At 41.1% G+C, this 22,674-nt stretch carries 17 protein-coding genes and 1 riboswitch; of the genes, 12 read left to right on the top strand and 5 right to left on the bottom strand.

Annotated features, from left to right (window positions below):
* Window positions 1–62: 62 nt before the first annotated feature.
* The 5 genes from QWY93_RS06215 (at window position 63) to QWY93_RS06195 (ending at window position 9,990) form a co-directional block, all read left to right on the top strand.
* Window positions 63–3,344: a SusC/RagA family TonB-linked outer membrane protein gene (locus QWY93_RS06215; RefSeq protein ID WP_290247305.1), complete on the top strand. Its 3,282-nt coding sequence runs from the start codon at window positions 63–65 to the stop codon at window positions 3,342–3,344.
* A gap of 29 nt (window positions 3,345–3,373) precedes the next feature.
* Window positions 3,374–5,044: a RagB/SusD family nutrient uptake outer membrane protein gene (locus QWY93_RS06210; RefSeq protein ID WP_290247304.1), complete on the top strand. Its 1,671-nt coding sequence runs from the start codon at window positions 3,374–3,376 to the stop codon at window positions 5,042–5,044.
* Between the two features lie 244 nt (window positions 5,045–5,288).
* Window positions 5,289–6,089 carry an alpha/beta hydrolase gene (locus QWY93_RS06205; protein WP_290247303.1) on the top strand — a complete coding sequence of 267 codons (801 nt, stop codon included), beginning with the start codon at window positions 5,289–5,291 and terminating at the stop codon, window positions 6,087–6,089.
* 16 nt (window positions 6,090–6,105) lie between these two features.
* Complete coding sequence (locus QWY93_RS06200) at window positions 6,106–7,101, top strand: alpha/beta hydrolase (protein WP_290247302.1); 996 nt, start codon at window positions 6,106–6,108, stop codon at window positions 7,099–7,101.
* 322 nt (window positions 7,102–7,423) lie between these two features.
* A riboswitch (TPP riboswitch) is annotated at window positions 7,424–7,517 on the top strand.
* A gap of 79 nt (window positions 7,518–7,596) precedes the next feature.
* Entirely contained in the window at window positions 7,597–9,990 is a 2,394-nt protein-coding gene (locus tag QWY93_RS06195; RefSeq protein WP_290247301.1) for a TonB-dependent receptor, read from the top strand.
* Between the two features lie 129 nt (window positions 9,991–10,119).
* On the opposite strand, the gene QWY93_RS06190 is transcribed toward QWY93_RS06195, so the two are convergent.
* Window positions 10,120–10,878, bottom strand: coding sequence for an alpha/beta fold hydrolase (locus QWY93_RS06190; RefSeq protein WP_290247300.1), 759 nt, complete (start codon window positions 10,876–10,878; stop codon window positions 10,120–10,122).
* A 327-nt stretch (window positions 10,879–11,205) separates the two neighbouring features.
* Window positions 11,206–13,116, bottom strand: a complete 1,911-nt coding sequence (gene dxs, locus QWY93_RS06185) for a 1-deoxy-D-xylulose-5-phosphate synthase (protein WP_290247299.1) — start codon at window positions 13,114–13,116, stop codon at window positions 11,206–11,208.
* 182 nt (window positions 13,117–13,298) lie between these two features.
* Here dxs and QWY93_RS06180 point away from each other — a divergent pair, with 182 nt between their 5' ends.
* Together QWY93_RS06180 and QWY93_RS06175 are read left to right on the top strand one after the other, a co-directional pair.
* A complete protein-coding gene (locus QWY93_RS06180; RefSeq protein ID WP_290247298.1) occupies window positions 13,299–14,045 on the top strand; it encodes a segregation and condensation protein A in 747 nt (248 codons plus the stop codon).
* Window positions 14,046–14,050: 5 nt separating this feature from the next.
* Window positions 14,051–15,112, top strand: coding sequence for a lysylphosphatidylglycerol synthase transmembrane domain-containing protein (locus QWY93_RS06175; protein WP_290247297.1), 1,062 nt, complete (start codon window positions 14,051–14,053; stop codon window positions 15,110–15,112).
* A gap of 399 nt (window positions 15,113–15,511) precedes the next feature.
* Here the strand turns inward: QWY93_RS06175 and QWY93_RS06170 are convergent, their stop codons facing one another.
* Window positions 15,512–15,934 carry a nucleoside-diphosphate kinase gene (locus tag QWY93_RS06170; protein ID WP_290247296.1) on the bottom strand — a complete coding sequence of 141 codons (423 nt, stop codon included), beginning with the start codon at window positions 15,932–15,934 and terminating at the stop codon, window positions 15,512–15,514.
* A 193-nt stretch (window positions 15,935–16,127) separates the two neighbouring features.
* Between QWY93_RS06170 and QWY93_RS06165 the strand changes: the two genes are divergently transcribed.
* From QWY93_RS06165 to QWY93_RS06150, 4 genes are read left to right on the top strand one after another with little or no spacing between them, the layout of a single operon-like run.
* Window positions 16,128–17,168, top strand: a complete 1,041-nt coding sequence (locus QWY93_RS06165) for a DHH family phosphoesterase (RefSeq protein WP_290247295.1) — start codon at window positions 16,128–16,130, stop codon at window positions 17,166–17,168.
* Window positions 17,155–18,111 carry an FKBP-type peptidyl-prolyl cis-trans isomerase gene (locus QWY93_RS06160; protein ID WP_290247294.1) on the top strand — a complete coding sequence of 319 codons (957 nt, stop codon included), beginning with the start codon at window positions 17,155–17,157 and terminating at the stop codon, window positions 18,109–18,111. Before QWY93_RS06165 ends, QWY93_RS06160 begins: the two co-directional genes overlap by 14 nt.
* On the top strand, window positions 18,092–18,685 hold the full coding sequence (locus QWY93_RS06155; protein WP_290247293.1) for an FKBP-type peptidyl-prolyl cis-trans isomerase: 594 nt from the start codon (window positions 18,092–18,094) through the stop codon (window positions 18,683–18,685). Before QWY93_RS06160 ends, QWY93_RS06155 begins: the two co-directional genes overlap by 20 nt.
* Window positions 18,678–19,244 (top strand): FKBP-type peptidyl-prolyl cis-trans isomerase, encoded by a 567-nt coding sequence (locus QWY93_RS06150; RefSeq protein WP_290247292.1) that lies wholly within the window; start codon window positions 18,678–18,680, stop codon window positions 19,242–19,244. The genes QWY93_RS06155 and QWY93_RS06150 overlap by 8 nt, the downstream gene beginning before the upstream one ends.
* A 111-nt stretch (window positions 19,245–19,355) precedes the next feature.
* Here the strand turns inward: QWY93_RS06150 and guaB are convergent, their stop codons facing one another.
* Window positions 19,356–20,834: an IMP dehydrogenase gene (guaB, locus tag QWY93_RS06145; protein WP_290247291.1), complete on the bottom strand. Its 1,479-nt coding sequence runs from the start codon at window positions 20,832–20,834 to the stop codon at window positions 19,356–19,358.
* Window positions 20,835–21,148: 314 nt separating this feature from the next.
* Here guaB and QWY93_RS06140 point away from each other — a divergent pair, with 314 nt between their 5' ends.
* Entirely contained in the window at window positions 21,149–21,283 is a 135-nt protein-coding gene (locus QWY93_RS06140; protein ID WP_290247290.1) for a hypothetical protein, read from the top strand.
* Between the two features lie 164 nt (window positions 21,284–21,447).
* Here the strand turns inward: QWY93_RS06140 and QWY93_RS06135 are convergent, their stop codons facing one another.
* The gene (locus tag QWY93_RS06135) at window positions 21,448–22,647 is read right to left on the bottom strand and encodes an RsmB/NOP family class I SAM-dependent RNA methyltransferase (RefSeq protein WP_290247289.1); all 1,200 of its coding nucleotides are present in this window, start codon (window positions 22,645–22,647) and stop codon (window positions 21,448–21,450) included.
* Window positions 22,648–22,674: the final 27 nt, after the last annotated feature.

Genomic DNA, 22,674 nt, shown 5'->3' with positions numbered 1-22,674 from the left:
AATCGCCAAATCTAGCAAAGACTGATTTCAAGAATTGTTAAAACTCAAAACAGCATTAAAATATGGAAAAAAGAATACTTAGGCAATTTATTATGCTATCGAAATATTTTGTGTTTGGTTTTGTCTTACAGCTTTTCTTTACAGCTGTACTGTTAGCCAACACGAGTAATGCCCAAAGGGCGAGTTTAAGTGAGATTAGTGTTTCCTTACAGGTCGAAGATTTGCCTCTAAAGCAAGTTTTTGAGGCATTGGAGCAACAATCCAATTTGAAGTTCTCTTATAATGAGAGTTTCCAAAAAGTGACAGACGAAAAAATGTCCATCGATATCCCAAATGGGAAGATGACTGATGTGCTAAAGGAAATTTCCGGACATACCGACTTAAAATTCCTTAGGATCAATGATAATATCCATGTGGTTCGAAAAAAGGAAAATGAGAAAAGCTTGGATGAGATTATTTCTGAAAAGGCAATCGTTGACATCAGTGGAACAGTTACCGATGAGACTGGCATGCCCATTCCTGGGGTAACTGTCCGTGTCAAAGGTGGAACCAGAGGTACGGTTACAGATATTGACGGTAATTACCAGATCAATGTGGAACAAGGGGATGTTCTGACCTATAGTTTTGTGGGGTTTGTATCTCAAGAGGTTACCGTTGCCAATCAATCTAAAATCGATATTGTATTAAAGGAAGATCTGCAAGCCCTGGAAGAGGTAGTCGTGGTAGGTTATGGAACCATGAAAAAGAGCGACCTTACAGGTTCTGTGGTTTCCCTTGATGCGGACAATTTGGTGAATATCCCCGCAACTAATGCTTTGGAAACTTTGCAAGGCCGTGTTTCCGGGCTTGACATCACCAGAAGCAGTGGTCAGGCGGGAGCAGGTTTGAACTTTACAGTTAGGGGAAACAGGTCTTTGAATGCTTCAAATGCCCCGCTTATTTTGGTGGATGGAATCCAGTATGGTTCCTATATCGATATCAATCCCAACGATATCAAATCTGTAGAGGTCTTAAAAGATGCCTCTTCTACAGCAATTTATGGATCCCGAGGGGCCAATGGGGTTATCATTATCACCACCAAGGATGGTGCAAAAGGTAAGACTAAGGTTGAGCTGAATAATTATTATGGGGTGAATGCCCTTACAGATTATAGGAAGTTTGCCAATACCGAACAGTATGTTGAAATGACCCGGGAGGCTTTTGAAGCTGCAGGGGAATGGTCTGGCCCAGAAGATGATGAGACCATTTTTGGATCCAACTATGCCAACATCCAACAGGGTATTGATACCGATTGGCCTGCATTAATGCTTCATGATGGCAAAATCCAGAGTCACCACCTGGCCATTTCCGGGGGTAATGAAAAATCCTCCTTTAGGTTATCTTCTGAATATTTCAAAGAGACCGGATTGGTAAAAAATGACCAGTTAAAGCGTTTCGTTCAACGAATCAATTTTGACCATAAGATTCTGGATAATTTAAAAGTGGGTGCAGCCCTTAACTTTAATGTTTCAGACCGGGATACCAGAAACACCAGTTTTTGGAACCTTATCAAGTTGCTTCCCACTGGACAACCATATAATGAAGATGGAACTTTAAAGGAGATGCCTTTTCCAGGTAACCTTAATTTGAATCCATTATTTGATGAGCAAAAAGAAAACTATTACAATAATACCAAAAGTAACAGGGTGTTTTTGGTGGGTAATGTAGATTGGAAAATCATTGACAACCTTAATCTAAGGTCAAACATTGGAATGGATATCCAAAATAGCCAACAAGGTGTTTTTGAAGGTTCCAAATCTACTTGGTCAATTAATAATAATGGTTTTTCCAAGTCCTCTCTTGCGAATACTTTAAATAGAAACCTAACCTGGGAAAATGTACTGAACTACAAATTGGGGTTAGGTGATCACAGCCTGGATATGATGGTAGGTAACAGTATTTTGAATTACCGTACCACCAACCTATCCGGTGAAGGTAGAAATCAGGCTTTTGAATCTTCCTTATTCTATAACCTGAATACCAATACTGATAACATTAGGACTTTTAGTAATCTAACCGAAAGCCAACTGGCTTCCTTCTTTGGCCGGGTGAATTATAAGTTTTTGGAAAAATACTTATTAACCGCTTCTTTGAGGGCAGATGGGTCTTCAGTATTGGCTGATGGTAAAAAATGGGCCTACTTCCCTTCTGTTGCCTTGGCCTGGAGGTTAAAAGAGGAGCCATTTATGCAAAATGTATCCTGGTTGTCTGATTTGAAAACCAGGGTAAGTTATGGTGTTTCCGGTAACAGTGCCATTGCTCCTTACCAGACACAAGGAGGAGTAAGCAAATTGAATTTTGCCTTCAATGAAAATCCTGCCTTTGGTTATATGCCTACCATGATTCCTAATAAGGACCTTGGCTGGGAAACTACCGCTACCAAAAACTTAGGTTTGGATTTCGGCTTTTTGAATGACAGGATTTATGGTTCCGTTGATGTTTATCAAACTGAAACCAGTGATTTGCTGATGCAAAGTATATTGCCTGCTTTGACAGGTTATAACTCCATTATTGCCAATATTGGTAAAACAGAAACAAAGGGTATTGACCTTCAGATTACCACCAGAAATATAAATACCAATGATTTCAGCTGGAGTACTAGCATGAACTTTTCTTCGGTTAAGGAAAAAATCCTGGAACTCAGTGCCGGTGGAGATGACGTGTCTAATGCCTGGTTTGTGGGTGAGCCACTTAATGTATTTTATGATTACGAAAAAGTTGGTATCTGGCAATCTGATGAAGCAGATGTTGCAGAAACTTTTGATAAGCAACCTGGAGAAATCAAGGTAAAAGATCAAAACAATGATGGAAATATTTCCGCTGCAGATGACCGCGTAATTTTGGGTCAGGCATCTCCAAAGTGGACTGCAGGTATGACCAACAATTTCTCTTATAAAAATTTCTCCATGTCAGTGTTGGTTTATGCCAGGGTAGGGCAGATGATCGATCATGAATTTAGAAAGATGTATTATACCGGAGGTATCCAAAATACTCCTTATGTGGACTATTGGACCCCAGAAAACCCAACCAATGCCTATCCAAGGCCTGTTTTGGGTAATGACCAATACATCTCGACACTTGGCTATATAGATGGTTCATTCCTTAAAATTAAAGAAGTTAGGCTCGCTTATAACTTGCCTAAGGTGGCCACGGATTTCTTACATACTGATAGGGTATCAGTATATACTACGGCCAAAAATTTCTTCACCTTTTCAAAGTTGAAGGATTACGATCCAGAGAGAGGGGGTTCGGCTACCTTCCCACTTACTAAACAACTTGTATTTGGATTGAATATCCAATTTTAACAGGAATGTCAAACCAAAAATGTATAGGCATGAAAACTTTAAAATTATTCATATTATCAATAACAGTTCTTCTATCCGTTTCTTGCGAAAGTTTTCTGGAAGAAGAGTCTATCAGTACCACAACAGCAGATGCACTTTATAGCACGGAGGAAGGGATTGAAAGTCTCGTTAATGCCAGCTATACGGTTACTCGTAAATGGTACGGAAAGTTTTCCGGTTATTTGCTGTCCGAAGCCGGCACTGACCAATTTTTAATGGCAGGTTGGGGTACCGGATACATTGGATTTCATACTTACAACTCCAATTTGCAAGGATCTGAAAAACCAATTGAACACATTTGGAGCGCAACTTATAAGGGTATCAATTCTTGTAATGCTGCCATTGAAAGGATTCCTGGTTCCCCATTAAGTGAGTCAACCAAAACGCTTCGATTGGGTGAGGTTCATTTCCTTAGAGCATTTTATTACTATCATCTTGTAGAGACTTTTGGGCCAGTTCCCATTAGGACTCAGGAAACCTCTTCCCCAGAATTGGAAGCTACCCGTGCACCTGTAAATGATGTGTATGACTTGATTTTCAGTGACCTTGAAGTTGCATTGACCAACTTGGAAGGCCAGGTGACCCCAGGGGGTGGAAGGGTGATTCAACCAGCTGTGGAGGCATTTCTGGCAAGGATTTATTTGACAAGAGGTATGAACCAGGAGGCTTTGAATATGGCCGAAAAGTTAATCAATGATTACGACTTTGAGTTAAATGAAGATTACACCACCATGTGGAACATGGAAAACTCCGATGCCAATTTAAATCCTGAGGCTATCTGGTTTGTAAATTATGCGGCAGATAATAACCTAAATGATGTTCCCAGAGGTGATGCACTTGGATATATGTGGTTATGGGAAGGGGGGCATCATGGACACCTTTACTTTACCCCATATTATTATAATGCAAGGCCTGGGCTTAGGTTTTCTTTGGAATATGACCGTCCTCTTAATCAACTTGCCCCTTCAAGATATCTGATTGAACTTTATAACGATGAAATTGACGCCAGATATGAAGGTACATTCAGGGATACTTGGCTGGCAAATGATGAAGGCAACCTTCCGGAAGGAATGCAGTTGGGAGATACTGTCTTGTATGTGGCCAATAAAGTTTTGGACCCTGAGTATAAAGCTTCCAAGTCCTATGAAATCCTGGATTTGAATGATATCTACAATGCGGATGGAACCTTGGGTGGTGACAAGACCATGTACTACCACATGAAAAAATTTAATGATGATACCCGTTCAGCAGAAGGGGTGATAGAAAGTAAGCGGGATGCTATCGTTTTCAGACTAGCCGAAATGTACATGATTGCAGCGGAAGCTAGCATGAAGCTGGGAAATAATCAGGCTGGCGCAGATTATATCAATGTGGTCCGTGAGCGTGCCGCTTACCCAGGTGAAGAAGCAGCTATGCGAATTACAGCTGATCAGGTGAATATTGACTTTATTTTGGACGAAAGAGCCCGGGAGTTTGTGGGTGAACAGCTCAGGTGGTTTGACCTGAAGAGGACCGGAAAGTTAATTGAGCGATTGGATAAGTACAATGTAGCTGCTGCAGCCAATGTTGAACCTTATCATTTGGTTAGGCCAATTCCTCAGGTAGAATTGGATGTGGTCCAAAATAAAGAAGAATTCCAGCAAAACGATCACTATAATTAATCATTTAAATTAAACCTATAAACCACTAATTCCTTTAGTTTAATTTTTGAAAGAGCTGTTTCTGCAGCTCTTTCTTTTTAAATTTTGGACTTATAATTTTAACCTAACTTTAAGTTCAATTATGGATCTAAAAAATTTGAAAGCCTTACCGTTTTATTTTTTACTTTTTTTGATAGCTGGTCCGTCTTATTCCCAGGATTATATCCCAATTTGGCCAAAAGGCAAAATGCCTAACTCCAAGGGTTTGAAATTGAAACGGGTTGAGGAAAGGGAGAGGATAACCCAGGTGGACCAACCTGGGCTATATGCTTTTTTCACTTCAAATGAAGAAAATACGGGAAGTGCAGTTTTGATTTGCCCTCCGGGAGGTTACCAAAAGTTAACCTATAACATCGCTGGTTTACAAATTGCCAAATGGTTCAATACCATAGGAGTAAATGCATTTGTGCTGATACATAGACTGCCCACCTCCCCGGATTTGATCAAGCCTGCCTATGGTTCCCTTCAGGATGCGCAAAGGGCCATGAAAATTATTAGGGCTAGGGCAAAGGATTGGGGAATTGACCCTCAAAAAGTTGGGGTTTATGGAAGTTCTGCTGGGGGAAATGTGGCGACAACCTTAAGTACCCTGGAAAATGATTATGCTGGAATTGGCGATTCTTTGGATGCTCAGGGGTTTTTGCCCAATTTCCAAATATTGGTTTCACCTGTGGTAAGTATGATAGAACATTTCCATGAGGGCAGCCGGGAGGCCTTATTGGGCGAAAACCCTAGTGAGGAATTGGTCAGTAAGTTTTCCAGTGAAAAACAGGTAAAAGAAAATACACCACCAGCTTTTATTGTTCATGCTGATAATGATCCCGTTGTAAGCTCCATGAATAGTATCCTATATTATATTGCCCTAAAAGAAAAAGGTGTCAATGCCAGTCTTCATATATTTCCACAAGGTGGTCATAGCATTGCCCTTAGAAATAATCCCGGATCTGCCAACCAATGGACAGCCATCTGTGAGACTTGGATGGATGAAATGAATTTATTTCACTAAATGGATTTTACCCCTAATGAAACTGAACTTACTTTTAACTGCCCTTTTTATCTCCCTTTGCTGCACCAATGGCTGGTCCCAACAAAAGACCATTCCCAGAGATACCTCCTATAATGCCCAGGCAGTTTGGGAGAAAATAAAAGGAGATTTTCCACAGGCAAAACTGGCGAAGGATGAACTTCCTGAAGGAGTACGAGAAGATAGGGATGTGGTTTATACTGTTCTAAAAGATACCCCTTATGGAGATAGGCCGCTTCATTTAGATATTTTTTACCCGGAGTCCTCCCAAAATCTTCCAGTTATTCTCCTAATCCATGGTGGAGGATGGAGGTCGGGGGACAAATCCCTGCAGGTACCCATGGCCAAAAAGTTGGCCAAAAAAGGCTTTGTTACCATTTGTGTGGAATACCAACTTTCCCTGGAAGCCAAATATCCAGCTGCTGTCCATAATATCAAGTCTGCAATTCGCTGGACCAGAGCTCATGCTGACCAGTATGGAATTAATCCGGACAGAATAGCAATTTCTGGTTGTTCTGCTGGAGGCCAATTGGCATCTTTAGTAGGGTTGACCAATAATGTGGATAAAATGGAAGGCAAGCAGGGCTGGGAGGAATATTCAAGTGAAGTGCAAGCCATTATGGATATTGATGGCGCAATTAACTTTTTGGCTCCATTGTCTTTGAAAAGCCCAAGAAGTCCTGATTCCCCGGATGCATTTTGGTTGGGCGGAACCTTTACTCAAGTGCCAGCAATCTGGAAAGAAGCATCTCCAGGGTATTGGGTGGATGAAAATTCTGTGCCTACCTTATTTGTTAACAGCGGTTTTCCCCGTTTTCATGCAGGTCAGGCAGAAATGGTGGAAATGCTGGAAGATTATGGCATTTACCATGAGGTATATGAATTTGATGTAAAAATGCATCCTTTTTGGCTTTTTGAGCCCTGGGTGGATACGACAGTTGGATATATGGATGGCTTTTTGAAAAAGGTATTTGCTGAAGACAATAGTAACTAGAATTTTAACTTTTTTAGGATTTGGTTTCTAGCTTATTGAATTTACGGGGAAGGTATTTGTAGAAATTGGTTAATGGGTTATTTAGTTATTGGAAAATCCGGACTCTTGAGGAGGAGAAGGAGAGCTCTTCGAGGCTTTAAAATTCTTGAATAGCTTGATGAGAAGCGATACTCAATAACTTAATTCCCGAATAACTCAGAAATTCCTTCTATGAATTAAAAAAATTGAAGATCATATGTGTCCATCACATTAATGGAGGGTTAAGCTGTTAAAATTGCTTTTTACATTCTAAATTATTCCTTCTAACTTTGCATTAGAAACGATCGATTACAAGGGGTGCCTGAATACCACGGGCTGAGATCATACCCATATCACCTGATCCGGGTAGTGCCGGCGAAGGGAAAATTCCATTTTCTATGGAAAAAGGGTAAACAAATAATGGAGGAATCGCCCCTTTTGATTTCTTCTTGTTTAACCAAAAAAATCATTGTTATTATGAAAAGCTTATTATTGACCGCCATATTTTCATTGGTGGCCATTGGCGCATTTGCCCAAAACAACGTGAGTGGAAGCATCATTGATGCGGAAACTGGAGAAGAGTTGATAGGAGCCAATGTCATCCTGGAAGGCACCGGAAGGGGAAGTACTTCTGATCTGCAGGGGGATTTTCACATCCGGAATGTGCCAAGTGGAACTTATCAATTAAAAGTGTCTTATATCGGTTATCAAACCATTAGGACGGAAATAGAGGTTCCGATTGAAGATGTGGAAATCCATTTGGCACCCAGCACACTATTGACAGAGGAGTTTATTGTTTCTGCTACCAGGGCTTCAGAAACGACTCCCACCACCTTTCAGGTCATAACTAATGAAGAGTTGGATAAAAATAACTTGGGGCAGGATTTGCCCATCCTTTTAAAATATACACCTTCAGTAGTCACCCACTCTGATGCAGGAGCAGGAATTGGTTATACCGGCCTTCGTATCCGGGGATCTGACCAGACCCGAATCAATGTAACGGTAAATGGAATTCCCCTCAATGATGCGGAATCCCATGGTGTTTTCTGGGTAAATATGCCGGATTTTGCCAGTTCTGTTGACAATATTCAGATCCAAAGGGGGGTGGGGACTTCCACCAATGGAGCCGCCACTTTTGGGGCCAGCATGAACATTCAGACAGATACAAAAAAAGAAGAAGCTTATGGAGAGGTAGCCAATTCCTTTGGCTCCTTCAATTCCTGGAAGCATACCGTCCAAGCAGGAACTGGCCTCCTCAACAACAGGTGGACGGTGGATGCCCGCCTGTCAAAAATCACCTCTGATGGCTATGTCGATAGGGCTTTTTCTGACCTGAAAAGTTATTATTTGTCAGGTGGTTATTATGGCGATGACCATGTTTTTAAAGTCAATGTATTTTCCGGAAACGAGCAAACCTATCAATCCTGGTGGGGACTTCCTGAATCCAAACTGGAAAATGACAGGACAGACAATTATTATACCTATGAAAATGAAACTGATAATTACCAGCAGGATCATTATCAATTCATTTATACCGGGAAATATGGAGATAATTGGAAAGCCAATGCAGCCCTGCACTATACCTATGGAAGGGGCTATTATGAGCAATACCGTGAGGATGATGACTTTTCCAGTTATGGGCTTGACCCGGTTGTGATTGGTGGAGAGACCATCGAGAGCACGGATATTATCAGGAGAAGATGGCTTGATAATGACTTCTATGGAGGTGTCTTTTCCTTTAACTATGTTTCAGATGATGGGCTTTGGGATTTGATCCTTGGCGGTGGTGCCAACCGCTACGACGGGGATCATTATGGTGAAATTATCTGGGCCAGGATTGCCGGAGATACCGATATCCGAGACAGGTATTATGATAATAATGCAGTAAAAGATGACCGCAATATTTATCTGAAAGCAACTTATGAAGTTAAGGAAAGACTTTATCTGTTTGGTGACCTTCAATTCCGTCAGATTGATTACACCTTTGAAGGGATCAATGATGACAGGAGAGTTTTGGATGGAGAAGAAAGTTATGATTTCTTCAACCCCAAAGTAGGTCTAAGTTATGAAACCGGAGAGGGTGAAACCTGGTATGCTTCTTATGCCGTTGCCAATCGCGAACCTGTAAGAAGTGATTTTACGGATAACCCCATTACTGAAATCCCCCGTCCGGAGAGACTTAACAATGTGGAGGCTGGTATTAGGGCCCAAAAAGGAAATTATAGCTATAATGCCAATTTCTACTATATGGGATACAAGGACCAGCTGATCCTTACCGGCCAGATCAATGATGTAGGGGCTTATATCAGGGAAAATGTGGAAAGCTCTTATCGTGCTGGTGTGGAATTAAATGGAGCTGTACGCCTTTCCCCTGCTTGGACCTTAGGAGGTAATATTGCCTTCAGTAGAAATAAAATTGACGAATTTACCGAGTATGTGGATGATTATGCAGCTGAAGAATTTCAGCAGGAATCCTTTACATACACAGATACGGAAATTGCTTTTTCTCCAAGTATAGTAGGGTCTGCCACTATTGATTTTAAACCGGTGGACAATTTGGAAATCAGTTTGCTCAATAAATATGTGGGTGACCAATACCTGGACAACACAGAAAACGAAAACAGGAAATTGGATGCCTATATTACTAATGACCTAAGGTTGAGTTATACTCTTAGGCCCAGGTTTGTCAAAGCCCTGGAATTTAATGTCAAAGTAAATAACTTATTGGATCAAGAATACGAACCCAATGGTTATACCTTTAGCTATTATGTCCCTGGTGAATCAGAAGGAAGCAGGCAATTGGTTACTGAGAATTATTACTACCCTATGGCCGGAATTAACTTTATGGCAGGTGTAAATGTGAAATTTTAATTAGGGAATAAGCTCCAAAAAGTAAAAAAGGCCTTCTTGGGTTTCAAAGCCAGGAAGGCCTTTTTCATATAAAACTTTATTAGTGACAATTCGTGGACCTTTTATCCCAGAAGAAAGTCAAATGATTATTTACTTTTCCAGAAAATCCTTAACAATCTGAATGGTTTCTTTTTCCATTTCAAACATACCCATATGGCCGGTTTCTGGCAGTTCATGATAATCATCCACATAACCTTGATGCTGTTTGCTGGACTCTATTTTTACCGCTCCATCCATTAGCCCGGCTATCATCAGCTTTTTGCCGGGAAATTCTCTTAACACGTCCATACGGTCTTTTCTGTCCCTCATGGCTTTAGTAAAGGAGACTAGACCTTCATATGTGGTGGTTTTGGCCCACTGGACTACCTGATCGATGGTGTCTTTCATATTTTCCCGGTGGGGCTCTGAGAAAAGTGGAGGGACAAAAGACTCGACAAATTTTTGCACTCCATGTTTTTCCACAAAGGTCAAAGTCCGGTTCCTAACCCCGACTTTTTCCTCATCATCTGCATAGGCTGTAGAATGAAAAAGCCCAATTCCGCCCAATTGATTATCCATCAGTTCAGCCAAAGCCAAAGTAACATACCCCCCAAGGGAATGGCCAATGACTTTTGGTTTTTCCAGTTGGAGGGACTTGATCCAATGTTCGAGAATGGCGGCTGTTTCTTCCAATGTAATTTCTTCCTGGTGCCAGCGGGTTTCTCCGAAACCTGGCAAATCGGGGCAGATTATCCGGTAATAAGGGGAAAGAGCTTCTTCAAATGCTCCCCACATTTCCTTGGTTTCACAAAATCCATGGATAAAAATAACGGGTTTCCCATGTCCTTTGTCGGTATAATGGATATCCATTTTTGGTGTTCTTTTTTAAGTTGAATAGTTACCAAATTAATGGATATTTTGTGGAAATCCACCTTTTAGCTAATTGTAGTCTTTTGTCCTGAGTAATGAGTATTGTGTTTTTACGGTCAGTATCTGGCACCACGAATAATAAAAAAATCAGTGGTTTAAGTTTTCAGGTTAATATGGGCTTCCAAAATGCCCCATACTCCAAATAACAAATACTTTCCCCAATCCAATCTTTGTACATTGTACTTAATACCTGGGGCCCAGGGATTACCTGGAATGATTACAGAATTCTCTAAAAAAAATTATTTGAAAACCCAGGGCCTTAAAGAACTAGGCTAAATTCAAATGAGCCATTTTTTTGACAGCTTTGGCAATTCCCCGCGGGTCAAAACCACATTCCTTATGAAGTTCTAATTGGGTTCCATGTTCTACCACTCTATCGGGGATGCCCAACCTTTTGATTTGAGATTGATAATTGTGATCCATCATCCATTCCAAAATGGCTGATCCAAATCCACCCAACAAACAACCGTCCTCAACGGTCACCACTTTCTTGAACTTGCGGAAAATTTCATGGAGCAATTCTTCATCCAATGGCTTGACAAACCGCATGTCGAAATGGGCAGGATTCAATCCTTCTTTTTCCAGCATCTCACAAGCTTCCACTGCATAGTTGCCAATATGGCCTATGGTTAAGATGGCCACTTCTTCCCCTTCTTTAACGATCCTTCCCTGACCGGTTGGAATTTCACACATAGGCGTTTTCCAATCAGCCATGACCCCCTGGCCCCTGGGATAACGGATGGAATAGGGCCCATCATATTTGCTGGCCGAATACATCATATTACGCAACTCCTCTTCATTCATCGGGGCACTGACCACCAGGTTGGGGATACAGCGGAAATAAGCCAAATCATAGGCTCCATGGTGGGTTGGTCCATCAGCACCTGCAAATCCAGCCCGGTCCAGACAGAAAACCACGGGAAGATTTTGAAGGCATACATCATGGACTACCTGGTCATAGGCCCTTTGCATAAAGGTGCTGTAAATATTGCAAAAAGGCTTCATGCCTTGGGTGGCCAACCCAGCAGAAAATGTTACCGCATGCTGTTCAGCAATGCCTACATCAAATGCCCTTTCAGGCATGGCTTTCATCATGATGTTCATGGAAGATCCCGATGGCATAGCAGGGGTAATGCCCATTATCTTTTCATCCTTCTCAGCCAGCTCTACCAAAGTATGTCCAAAAACATCCTGGTATTTTGGTGGCTGAGGGGTGTCGTGCACTTTTTTGGCGATTTCCCCGGTAATTTTGTCAAATTTCCCTGGGGCATGCCATTTGGTTTGGTCCTTTTCGGCCAGGCCATATCCTTTTCCTTTGAGCGTAACACAATGTAAAATCTTCGGACCTGGTATTTTTCTTAGATCATTGAGAACTTCCACCAAGTGGGTGACATCATGACCATCCACGGGGCCAAAGTACCTCAGGTTAAGGGATTCAAAAAGGTTACTTTGCTTTAACAGGGCTGATTTTACAGCCCCTTCAACTTTTGAGATCACCTCTTGGGCGCTGGATCCAAATTTGCTGAATTTCCCCAAAATTCTCCAAAGCTCATCTTTTACCTTGTTGTAAATCTGGGAGGTGGTGATGTCGGTCAGATAATCCTTTAAGGCACCCACATTGGGATCGATGGACATGCAATTATCATTGAGGATAATGATCATGTTGGTGTCCGAAACGCCAGCATGGTTCATTGCTTCGAAAGCCATTCCACCAGTCATGGCTCCATCACCAATGACGGCTACATGTTGTTTAAGGGCATCACCTGAATATTTGGATGCCATGGCCATTCCCAGGGCCGCAGATATGGAGGTGCTTGAATGCCCCACGCCGAAACTGTCATAAGGGCTTTCACTTCTTTTGGGAAAGCCGGATACCCCTTTGTATAATCGGTTAGTATGGAATTGTTCCCTTCTTCCGGTCAGGATCTTATGGCCGTAAGCCTGATGTCCCACATCCCATACCAATTGGTCTTTGGGGGTATTGAGGGTATAATGGAGGGCAACGGTCAATTCCACCACGCCAAGGCTGGCCCCAAAATGGCCCCCATATACGGATACACTGTCAATGATATACTGGCGCAACTCTTCACAGACCTGTACCAATTGATCTTTGGGGAATTTTTTTAGATCCTCAGGGGAATTTATTTGAGCCAGAAATTTGCCAGGTTGTATCAACATTATGCCATTGTCGTGTTTAGAATTAGATAACTCCGACCCAATTCTTTTGTTTTAATATAGCCAATCTTTTTCTCAATAAGAATTCTTATTGATTTTGAACGGTCACACCTTGAATTTTGTATATATGTAATATCTTTGAATTCAATTTGACCGCAAAAATAATACAAAATAAATAGTATCCAGTGAGTTTCGAAATCAAATTACCGCTTTTTGAAGGACCTTTCGATCTTTTGCTGTTCTTTATTGAGCGGGACGAATTGGATATTTATGATATTCCCATCTCCAAAATCACCCTTGATTTCCTTGATTACATACATCGGTTGGAAAAAATGGAGATTGAAGTGGCAAGTGAATTTATATTGGTGGCGGCTTCATTGATGAAAATAAAATCCAAAATGTTGATTCCCAGGCCGGAGTTGGATGAGAATGGGGAGGAAATTGACCCCCGGGAGGAGCTGATCAGACATTTACTGGAATATAAAAAGTACAAATCAGTGATCGGGGAGCTGTCCGATTTGGAGGAAAACCGGCTTTCTAAGAAAAAAAGAGGGAATATTCAGGAAGAACTGAAGGAGCTGAGCAAAACTGAAGATGTGGAGCGGGAAATCCAGGATTTGGACCTTTACAAAATTTTAAAGGTTTTTCAGCGTGTCATGGCCAAATATTCTTCAAGAACTGATGATACCAAACATACTGTTGTTCAGTATCCTTATACCATTGACCAGCAAAAAAACTTTGTTCTGGAGCGGATAGGTTTAAAACGTCGCATGGCGTTTACAGATTTTATTGCTTACAAGCCTGACAAAATATTTGTGATTTATACCTTCCTGGCCATTTTGGAGCTTTTGCAACTGTCCCAAGTTACCCTCAAACTGGGGGAGGGATTCAACAATTTTTGGGTAGAGAAGACTGAAGAAAATCCGGAATAGTTCGTATGAGGTTAGATAATAAAGAGATTTTTAAAACACTCAATCCTAATAAAGTTTGGATTCCGGTGCTGATCGGCTTGGGGATTGTTTTTTTGATGTTTTATACTGACCCTTCCATCAAAAAGGCCGACTTGCGAAGTGTATTTGATGCTTCTTCCCTTTCCATATGCATTGCCATCCTGGTAATCTTTATGCGGGATGCTGGCTATGTTTTTCGAATAAGGGAGATTACAGACAAAAGACTTACTTGGATAAGATCCATTTATGTAATTATTTTATGGGAATTTGCCTCTGCGGTGACGCCTTCCATTGTGGGGGGCACGGCGGTAGCGGTCTTTATCTTACATAAAGAGGGGATCAAGCTGGGAAAATCCATTGCTTTTGTGATGTTGACTGCCATTATGGACAATTTGTTTTTTGTCATCGGAGCCCCAATAGTCCTGTTTTTTGCCCAAGGAAGTATTTTCCCGGACAGTAAAGTGCTGGAATTAAGACTAGAAAACAGCCTTCAATATATTTTCTGGTTTAGCTATTCACTGTACGCTTTGTACAGTATGGTTATGGCTGCGGCCCTGTTTTATAGGCCAAGGGTTTTCAAGTGGGTGTTGTTAAAAATATTTAGCATTCGCTGGATCAAGAAATGGAAATATAATGCCGGGGAATACGGCAACCAAATCATGGAATCTTCTAAGGAATTACAGGGCAAATCTGCCAAATATTGGCTCCTGATTATTTCTTCAACTATTTTTATTTGGTCTTCCCGCTATTTGATGCTGAATGCCTTGATTTCTGCATACGAATCACTCAGTTTGATAGACCATGTCATCGTCTTTGCCAGGCAGATCATCATGTGGATTGTCATGATGATATCCCCTACACCAGGGAGCAGTGGTACCGCAGAGTTTTTCTTTGCCCAGTTTTTCAACGAATTTTTGACCAATTACACCTTCGTGACTAGTATTTTGTGGAGGATGTTCTCTTATTATCCCTACTTGTTTTTAGGGGCCATCTTCTTGCCCAGGTGGATCAGACAGGTGTTCTTTTCAAAGAAAAGGGAAGAAGCATGATGGGAGAGAATTGAGGTGGGAGATATGAGATTGTTCCTTGTTGGGAAGTTAACTAGTTGTATTATACAACCAAGAATCAAGTATAAAGAGGAAAGCTGCTGTGTTGAGTATCAAGGTTTTAGTATCTAGAAAAAATCTTTACAGCAACTTTCTTTAGAAGTATCATCGCATTTTTGGATTCATATTTTCGCTTTTGGCCTTCAATATTCGGCCTTCACCATTCGGCTTTCGACAAACTGCCTGTTCGAAGGTAGTTTAGACAGTTTCACAACCAGACTACCGTAGGTAGATTCTAATCCTTGGCCTTTCTCCTCACAGACCAATAAAAAAATGAATAAAAAAAAGGCCCCGTCTAACCCGGGGCCTTTTCAAAGTCATTTCCAAAAAGATCCAATAAGATTATGACTGGATTTCAAATTGGTTGAAGAAGAAGCCCCCTTCAATAGCAGCATTTTCGTCAGAGTCGGAGCCATGAACTGCATTGGCTTCAATAGACTTAGCATAAAGCTTTCTGATAGTTCCTTCAGCGGCTTCTTCAGGATTGGTGGCACCGATCAGTTTTCTAAAATCTTCCACTGCATTGTCTTTTTCTAAAATGGCAGCAATTATAGGACCGGAGGACATGTAGTTGCAAAGGTCATTATAAAAAGGCCTTTCCTTGTGGACGGCATAAAATTTACCTGCCAATTTAGCAGATAACCTGGTGGCTTTGATGGCCACAATTTTAAAACCTGCTTCTTCAATCATTTTTAGGATCGCACCTGAATTGCCTTCGCCAAAGGCATCAGGCTTGATCATCGTAAATGTTCTGTTACTTGCCATTTGAATTTGTTTATATGCTTTGGTTTAACTTTCGGTTTCAAAATTAGTGTTTTTCATGGAAAGTATGCATTAATTGGCTTATTAAAGCTGTATGTTGTTCGTTTTTAGCGGTTTATGGAAATTGGGAATTTTAAAAAATAATGTGGACATTTGCATCTTGTGTGCTGTGAAAAGTGCGACCAAAATTACGTAGATGATAGCATTAGAGTCATTTAAAAAACTTCTGAATTCACCAAAAAAAATAGTCATTACGACCCATCATAAACCTGATGCTGATGCATTGGGTTCCTCATTGGGGATGGCCAATTACCTGGTGAAGAAAAACCATGAAGTGACGGTGGTGACTCCTTCTGATTACCCTTCATTTCTTTATTGGATGAAAGGGAATGATGAGGTGTTGAATTTTGAGGAGGAAAACCACAAGAAAGAAATTGTCAAGCGTGTGAATCAGGCTGAAATCATCATTTGCCTTGATTTTTCTTGCCTGAGCAGGATCAATGAGCTTGGAGAAATGGTACGGAGGTCCCAGGCCTTTAAGGTTAATATTGACCATCACCAGGATCCTGAAGATTTTGCGGATTTCAGGTATTGGAGTACCCAAGCTGCTGCCACTTGCGAATTGGTTTATGACCTTATCGTAAAGATTGGGGATAAAAAACTAATCGATGAGGACATTGCTGAATGCCTTTATTCAGGGATTATGACGGATACCGGAGGTTTCAAACATCCGAATACAACAAAACATGTTCACCTAGTCACCGCGGAGCTGATCGGACTTGGGGCTGACAATGCCAAAATTTCCCGCCTAATATATGATACCAATTCGGTCAACAGGCTCAAATTTATTGGCTTCGCTCTAAGCAGAAGGTTGGTAATTCTCAATGAGCTGAATACAGCCTATTTTTGGATTAGCAAAAAGGACCTAAAAAAATATGATTCCCAAACAGGGGATACCGAAGGCCTGGTCAATTATGCCTTGTCCTTGGATGGAATCAAAATTGCAGCTTTATTTACCGAGCGAAAAGAAGCTGTGAAAATTTCTTTCCGTTCTACCGAGGATATAGCGGTAAATAAATTTGCCGCCAAATACTTTAATGGTGGGGGACATAAAAATGCCGCAGGAGGAAAGTCCGACCTTACCTTAAAAGAAACCCTTGAGAAGTTTGAAAAATTAATAAAAGAGAACCAAGATAGATTATTAAATCAACTAGAGTTAGTCAATGAAAAACATTAAAAGTTTAGTATTGTCCGCTGGGGTGCTGGTTGCATCCGTAGCGATGGTTGCGTGTAACAAGACCAAAACCACAGAAGACGGCACCGAATACACTTACCTTAATGAGGGAAGTGAGAAACCGGAAAATGGCCAGTTTATCATTTACAATTTTACTGCAAAGAAAAATGCCAATGATTCCATTTTCCTTTCCAGCATTGAAAATGGAGCCCCAGCCTATATGCAATATAATGATACCATAAAAAATTACGACACCACCAAAGTAAGACCAGGTGTGGACGAAATTTTTATGGGGCTTAAAAATGGGGACAGCATCCAGTTTACTACTACCGCTGCCAAAGTATTTGGAGAAATGAATGTGCCACCTTTCTTGAAACAAGAAGAAAATATCACCTTAAACATCGGAGTGGTAGATGTCTTGAATGAGGATGAGATGAAGGACTTTATGGCTGAGGTTTCCGAAAAACAACGTATGAAACGGGAAAAAGAAGCTGAAGAACAATTGGCCAAGGATATCAAAACCATTCAGGATTATATGGCTGAAAAGGATCTGAATGCCACTAAAACTGAATCCGGGCTTTTCTACATTATCGAGAAAGAAGGTAAAGGAGAAGAAATCAGTGAAGGAGACAAGGTAACTGTAGATTATACAGGGTACGTTTTGGACGGTACTATCTTTGATACCAGCCTTGAGTCGATTGCCAAAGAAAATGAAATTTTCCAAGAAAACAGAAACTATGAGCCTTTCCAAGTTCCTGTTGGTAAAGGAAGGGTCATCCCAGGTTGGGATGAAGGACTTCAGTTATTGAAAAATGGAGCCAAAGCAAAATTGTTGATTCCTTCTCCATTGGCCTATGGTCCAAGACAAGCCGGTAAGGTGATCAAACCAAACTCTGTTCTGGTATTTGACGTAGAAGTAAAAGACGTTGAAAAAGCTGAAAAATAAACCTTTTCACCGGCTTTTAAGATTGATAATAGCAGTCCAATGTTTTGGGCTGCTTTCTTCTTGTCTTTCGGAAATAGAAACCCCGGAAGAAATTCATCAAAAGGAATTAAAAAAAATAGAAGAGTACCTGGATGATCATTCCATTGACAGGGTCAGTGAATATAGAGATGAGAAATCTAGTATTATTATATTTTGGGAATCAATTTCTGAAAGTGGAATAAATCCAGAAAAAGGAGATTCCATAAAAGTAGATTATACAGGATCCCTTTTGGATGAAACCGTATTTGATACTTCAAATGAAGAAGTGGCCAAGGAGGAGGGCATTTACAATTCAAATAGAAATTATGCTCCCTTACACTTGAAATTTCTCGGAGATGGGCAAAATGATAGGCTCGTATCTGGTTTTGAGTTTGCATTATCAAAGATGGAAAAAGGGGATGTGGCCAAAGTATTTATTCCTTCCATATGGGGATATGGGAGCAGGGACTTGGGAGTAATTCCACCCCATTCTGTTTTGATCTTCGATGTCCATCTTTTGGAAGTGAAAATTAATGAAGAAGATACCAATGAATAAATTAAGACAAATATTTTGGAGTATATTGGTTGTGCTGGTATTAGGGATATTGGCATCCTGCGAGAGCAGCAATCCATTTGATAGAGGGCCAGTGTATGATTTTGAGGGAAATCTAAAACAGGATAGTGTTAAGATTGCTGAATTCCTTGAAACTGCCGAATATGACAGCCTATACAGGATTCATGATGAAACAGGGGTCGTAGTAATCGTTCAGGAAGAGGGAAATGCTTCCAGGCCTACTGGTGGAAATGTGGTTTATTTGGATTATGTCGGTAAGCTGCTGGACGGTACTGTTTTTGATACCAATATTGAAGCTGTGGCCAAAGAAAATGACCTCCATGAAGAAGGGGATGAGTATCGCCCTTTCCAATTTGTGGTGGATAGCCAGACTACAGGTGCTGCAATCCGGGGATTTAGTATTGGTATAAAAAAATTGAGAAGTGGTGCAAAAGGGGTAATTATTGTTCCTTCCCCTTACGCTTATCAGGACTCTGAAAGAGGATTAATACCCGCTAATTCTGTGTTGGTGTTTGAAATTGATTTTCTGGGTATGGATTAAGTTCAATATTTTGGATCTTGATGTAATTAAAAATCCTTTGTTGGTTTAAAATCCATAAAAAAAGGCTGCTAAATAATGCAGCCTTTTTTTATGGATTTTTTTAAGTGACTCTTACATTTTTGCACTATAATTAGGCGCTTCTCGTGTCACGCTGATATCGTGGGGGTGAGATTCATAGACACCTGCCGCAGTAATTTTAACAAATTTGCCGTTTTCTTGAAGGTCTACTACGGTTTTGGTGCCACAATACCCCATACCTGCCTGCAAGCCTCCTACCATTTGGTAAAGAACTTCAGCTACCAATCCTTTGAAAGGTACCCTGCCTACAATGCCTTCCGGTACAAGTTTTTTGATATTGTCCTCTGCATCCTGGAAATACCGGTCTTTGGATCCTGATTCCATGGCTTCCAATGATCCCATTCCCCGGTAAGTCTTGAATTTTCGGCCTTGGTAAATGATCATTTCTCCTGGGGCTTCCTCAGTTCCTGCCAGCAGGGAACCAATCATTATGGAACTTGCTCCAGCAGCTATGGCTTTTACCAGGTCTCCGGAATATCGGATACCTCCGTCTGCGATAAGGGGTACATTAGTCCCTTTCAGGGCTTTAGCACATTCAAATACTGCTGATAACTGGGGAAGGCCTACACCGGCAATCACCCTGGTGGTACAGATACTTCCCGGACCTACCCCTACCTTAACCGCATCTGCTCCTGCTTCTGCAAGTGCTAGGGCTCCTTCGGGTGTGGCAATATTGCCAACAATCACTTCCAGGTCAGGAAACAGTTCTTTGATCTTTTTACAGGTTTCGATCACACCTTTGGAATGTCCATGAGCTGTATCGATAGATACTACATCCACCCCGGCATTCACCAAGGCTTGCACCCTGTCTTGAATGTCTGCAGTTACCCCTACAGCGGCACCCACTCTTAGCCTGCCATATTCATCCTTGCAGGCATTGGGTTTGTCCCTCCTTTTCAGGATATCTTTATAGGTGATCAAGCCGGTAAGCTTGCTGTTTTCATCTATTATGGGGAGTTTTTCGATTTTATACTCCTGCAAAATCTCTTCGGCTTCCTCGAGGGTAATTCCTGCTTTGGCAGTGATCAGATCCTCAGAGGTCATGATATCCTTGATGGGCTTGTTTTGGTCCTTGATAAACCTCAAATCCCGGTTGGTGATGATGCCTTTAAGGTTTCTTTTTTCATCCACCACAGGAATTCCGCCAATGCTGAATTCCCTCATTATGGCTTCTGCATCTTTTACCTTGGCGTCATTTTCCAGGACAATAGGATCCAGGATCATGCCGCTTTGAGATCGTTTTACCTTTTTTACCTGGGCAGCCTGTTTTTCGATGGGCATATTCTTATGAATAAAGCCCAAGCCGCCTTCCAGGGCAATTGCAATGGCCAATTCCGCCTCGGTAACTGTATCCATGGCGGCGGAAACCAGAGGAATGTTTAACCTGATTTTTTTAGTAAGCTGTGTGGAAGTGTTGGTGTCGCGCGGTAATACTTCTGAGTATCCCGGTACCAATAGCACATCATCGTAAGTGAGTGCTTCAAAGAGGAATTTATCCGTGTTTAGATTCATGGCAAATTTGGTTAAGTCACCCTATTTGCCCGTCAAAGATACAAACATTTTTAGACGAGAATCAATGGGAAAGGAAAAATTCTTTAAATTTTTTACAAAAATTTTCCTGACCATGGAATATTCTTTGGAATCACAAGGATTTCAAATATTCGTTTGATTGTGTAAAACCATTAAAATTCAAAATGCTTATTGGTTGGGAGGTGATTTTGGTTTTCATTTACCCTGTTTATTTATTTCCTACAATTTTCAAAAATTCTTCAAAATACTTAGAAGTTTCCTCAAACCGCCCCCATTTTCATAGAGTTTCTTAGGAGATGGCAAATGCAGTTCAAATTGAAAAAGAAGTTGAGCAAAAAATCACCTCCAATTTAAAGGCCAGTTTGTTGGACCCAAGCATGGAAATAGCGTATGCGGGAAATGTATTGTTGAATTCCCTCAAGTCAGATTAAGCCTGGCCCAAGGTTTTAGATTAATACTTGTTTATAAATGTCCTCTTTCCAAAAGGATTCATATAGTGGGGGAAATGGATGAATTGAGAAAGTAATGCTTCAATCCGGATGGAAAGGGGATATTGTTTGGGTTGTCCATTAAAACCAGTTCAAGCAAAATTGATTCATGAGGAAGTTTCGGATCTTTTTAATTTGGCAATATAAAATCCATCGTAACCACTTTCATGTGCCAGAACTTTCTGCTCTTCCAAGAGTTCGAATTCCTTGCCTTTTTCACTTTTCAAAAAGGCTTCAACCTGAAATTGATTTTCAGAGGGTAAAATGCTGCAGGTGGCATAAACCATTAAGCCTCCTGGTTTTAACATATTGCTGTATTTTTGGAGGATGTCTTGTTGGACCTCCCTTACCTCCGCAATGGATTCAGGGCTTAACTTCCATTTAGTATCGGGGTTTCTTTTTAATACCCCCAAGCCGGAACAGGGGACATCCAGTAATAAACGGTCTGCACTATTGCTAAGCCTTTTTATGGTTTTATTCCCCTCAATGACCCGGGTTTCGATGATACTAATGCCATTTCTCCGGGCCCTTAACTTGGTGTTTTTGAGCTTCCATCCTTCCAGATCCATGGATAAGATTTTTCCTTTGTTTTGCATCAATGCAGCAAGGTGAAGGGATTTCCCTCCCGCACCGGCACAGGCATCAATTACCCGCATACCGGGTTCAGCATCCAGAGCTTGAGCAACCAACTGCGAAGAAGCATCCTGCACCTCAAACCATCCTTCTTTAAAGGCTGGGTGCCGGAATATATTTTGCCTTTTGGCCAGCACTAAAGCATCTTTGTAGCCTTTGGGTGCAAAGGTTTCTATTTCGTCTTCCTTGAGGCGGTTCATTAAATCTTCCCGGGTAGTTTTTAGGGTATTGGCACGGATCACCACTTGAGCTTGTTCATTGAGGGTGTCAATTTCCTTGTCCCATTTTTTGCCTAATAATTCAGATCCCATTTCATCCAACCAATCGGGGATGGATTGTAAAGTGGCCCGGTCATAGGTTTTTTCGTAATTCCTTTTGATGGCTTCGGGGTCAATGCCTTTAAATTCACGCCAAGGGGGAAGTTCATTACCCTGCATCAACCAATAGGTGCCAAAGAGGTGAAAAATATCCTCAGAAGGGCTGATTTCTTTTATCAACCGCCACCATCGAACCATTTCATAAACTGATTCTGCAATAAATCCCCGGTCTCTTGATCCCCATTTGGGATTGGACTTAAGGGTTCGTTCGATTACCTTATCGGCAAATTGCTTTTCATTAAAAATTTCTTCAATGGCATGTACTACGCCGTAAACTGTATTGGAATGAAGCCTCATAAGGAAAGATTAGATTTTGGAGGACAA

Origin of the sequence: Echinicola jeungdonensis (assembly GCF_030409905.1) — a bacterium.
GTDB classification, from domain to species: Bacteria; Bacteroidota; Bacteroidia; order Cytophagales; family Cyclobacteriaceae; genus Echinicola; species Echinicola jeungdonensis.
The sequence above is the reverse complement of the archived record's forward strand: the minus strand, read 5'-3'. Positions and strand labels throughout refer to the sequence as shown.

Bases quoted from the DNA above. Each gene is read 5' to 3' on its own strand.
- QWY93_RS06215 (WP_290247305.1), top strand. From the start codon at position 63: ATGGAAAAAAGAATACTTAGGCAATTTATTATGCTATCGAAATATTTT.
- QWY93_RS06210 (WP_290247304.1), top strand. From the start codon at position 3,374: ATGAAAACTTTAAAATTATTCATATTATCAATAACAGTTCTTCTATCC.
- QWY93_RS06200 (WP_290247302.1), top strand. From the start codon at position 6,106: ATGAAACTGAACTTACTTTTAACTGCCCTTTTTATCTCCCTTTGCTGC.
- QWY93_RS06195 (WP_290247301.1), top strand. From the start codon at position 7,597: ATGAAAAGCTTATTATTGACCGCCATATTTTCATTGGTGGCCATTGGC.
- QWY93_RS06190 (WP_290247300.1), bottom strand. From the start codon at position 10,878: ATGGATATCCATTATACCGACAAAGGACATGGGAAACCCGTTATTTTT.
- dxs (WP_290247299.1), bottom strand. From the start codon at position 13,116: ATGTTGATACAACCTGGCAAATTTCTGGCTCAAATAAATTCCCCTGAG.
- QWY93_RS06175 (WP_290247297.1), top strand. From the start codon at position 14,051: ATGAGGTTAGATAATAAAGAGATTTTTAAAACACTCAATCCTAATAAA.
- QWY93_RS06170 (WP_290247296.1), bottom strand. From the start codon at position 15,934: ATGGCAAGTAACAGAACATTTACGATGATCAAGCCTGATGCCTTTGGC.
- QWY93_RS06165 (WP_290247295.1), top strand. From the start codon at position 16,128: ATGATAGCATTAGAGTCATTTAAAAAACTTCTGAATTCACCAAAAAAA.
- QWY93_RS06160 (WP_290247294.1), top strand. From the start codon at position 17,155: ATGAAAAACATTAAAAGTTTAGTATTGTCCGCTGGGGTGCTGGTTGCA.
- QWY93_RS06150 (WP_290247292.1), top strand. From the start codon at position 18,678: ATGAATAAATTAAGACAAATATTTTGGAGTATATTGGTTGTGCTGGTA.
- guaB (WP_290247291.1), bottom strand. From the start codon at position 20,834: ATGAATCTAAACACGGATAAATTCCTCTTTGAAGCACTCACTTACGAT.
- QWY93_RS06140 (WP_290247290.1), top strand. From the start codon at position 21,149: ATGGCAAATGCAGTTCAAATTGAAAAAGAAGTTGAGCAAAAAATCACC.
- QWY93_RS06135 (WP_290247289.1), bottom strand. From the start codon at position 22,647: ATGAGGCTTCATTCCAATACAGTTTACGGCGTAGTACATGCCATTGAA.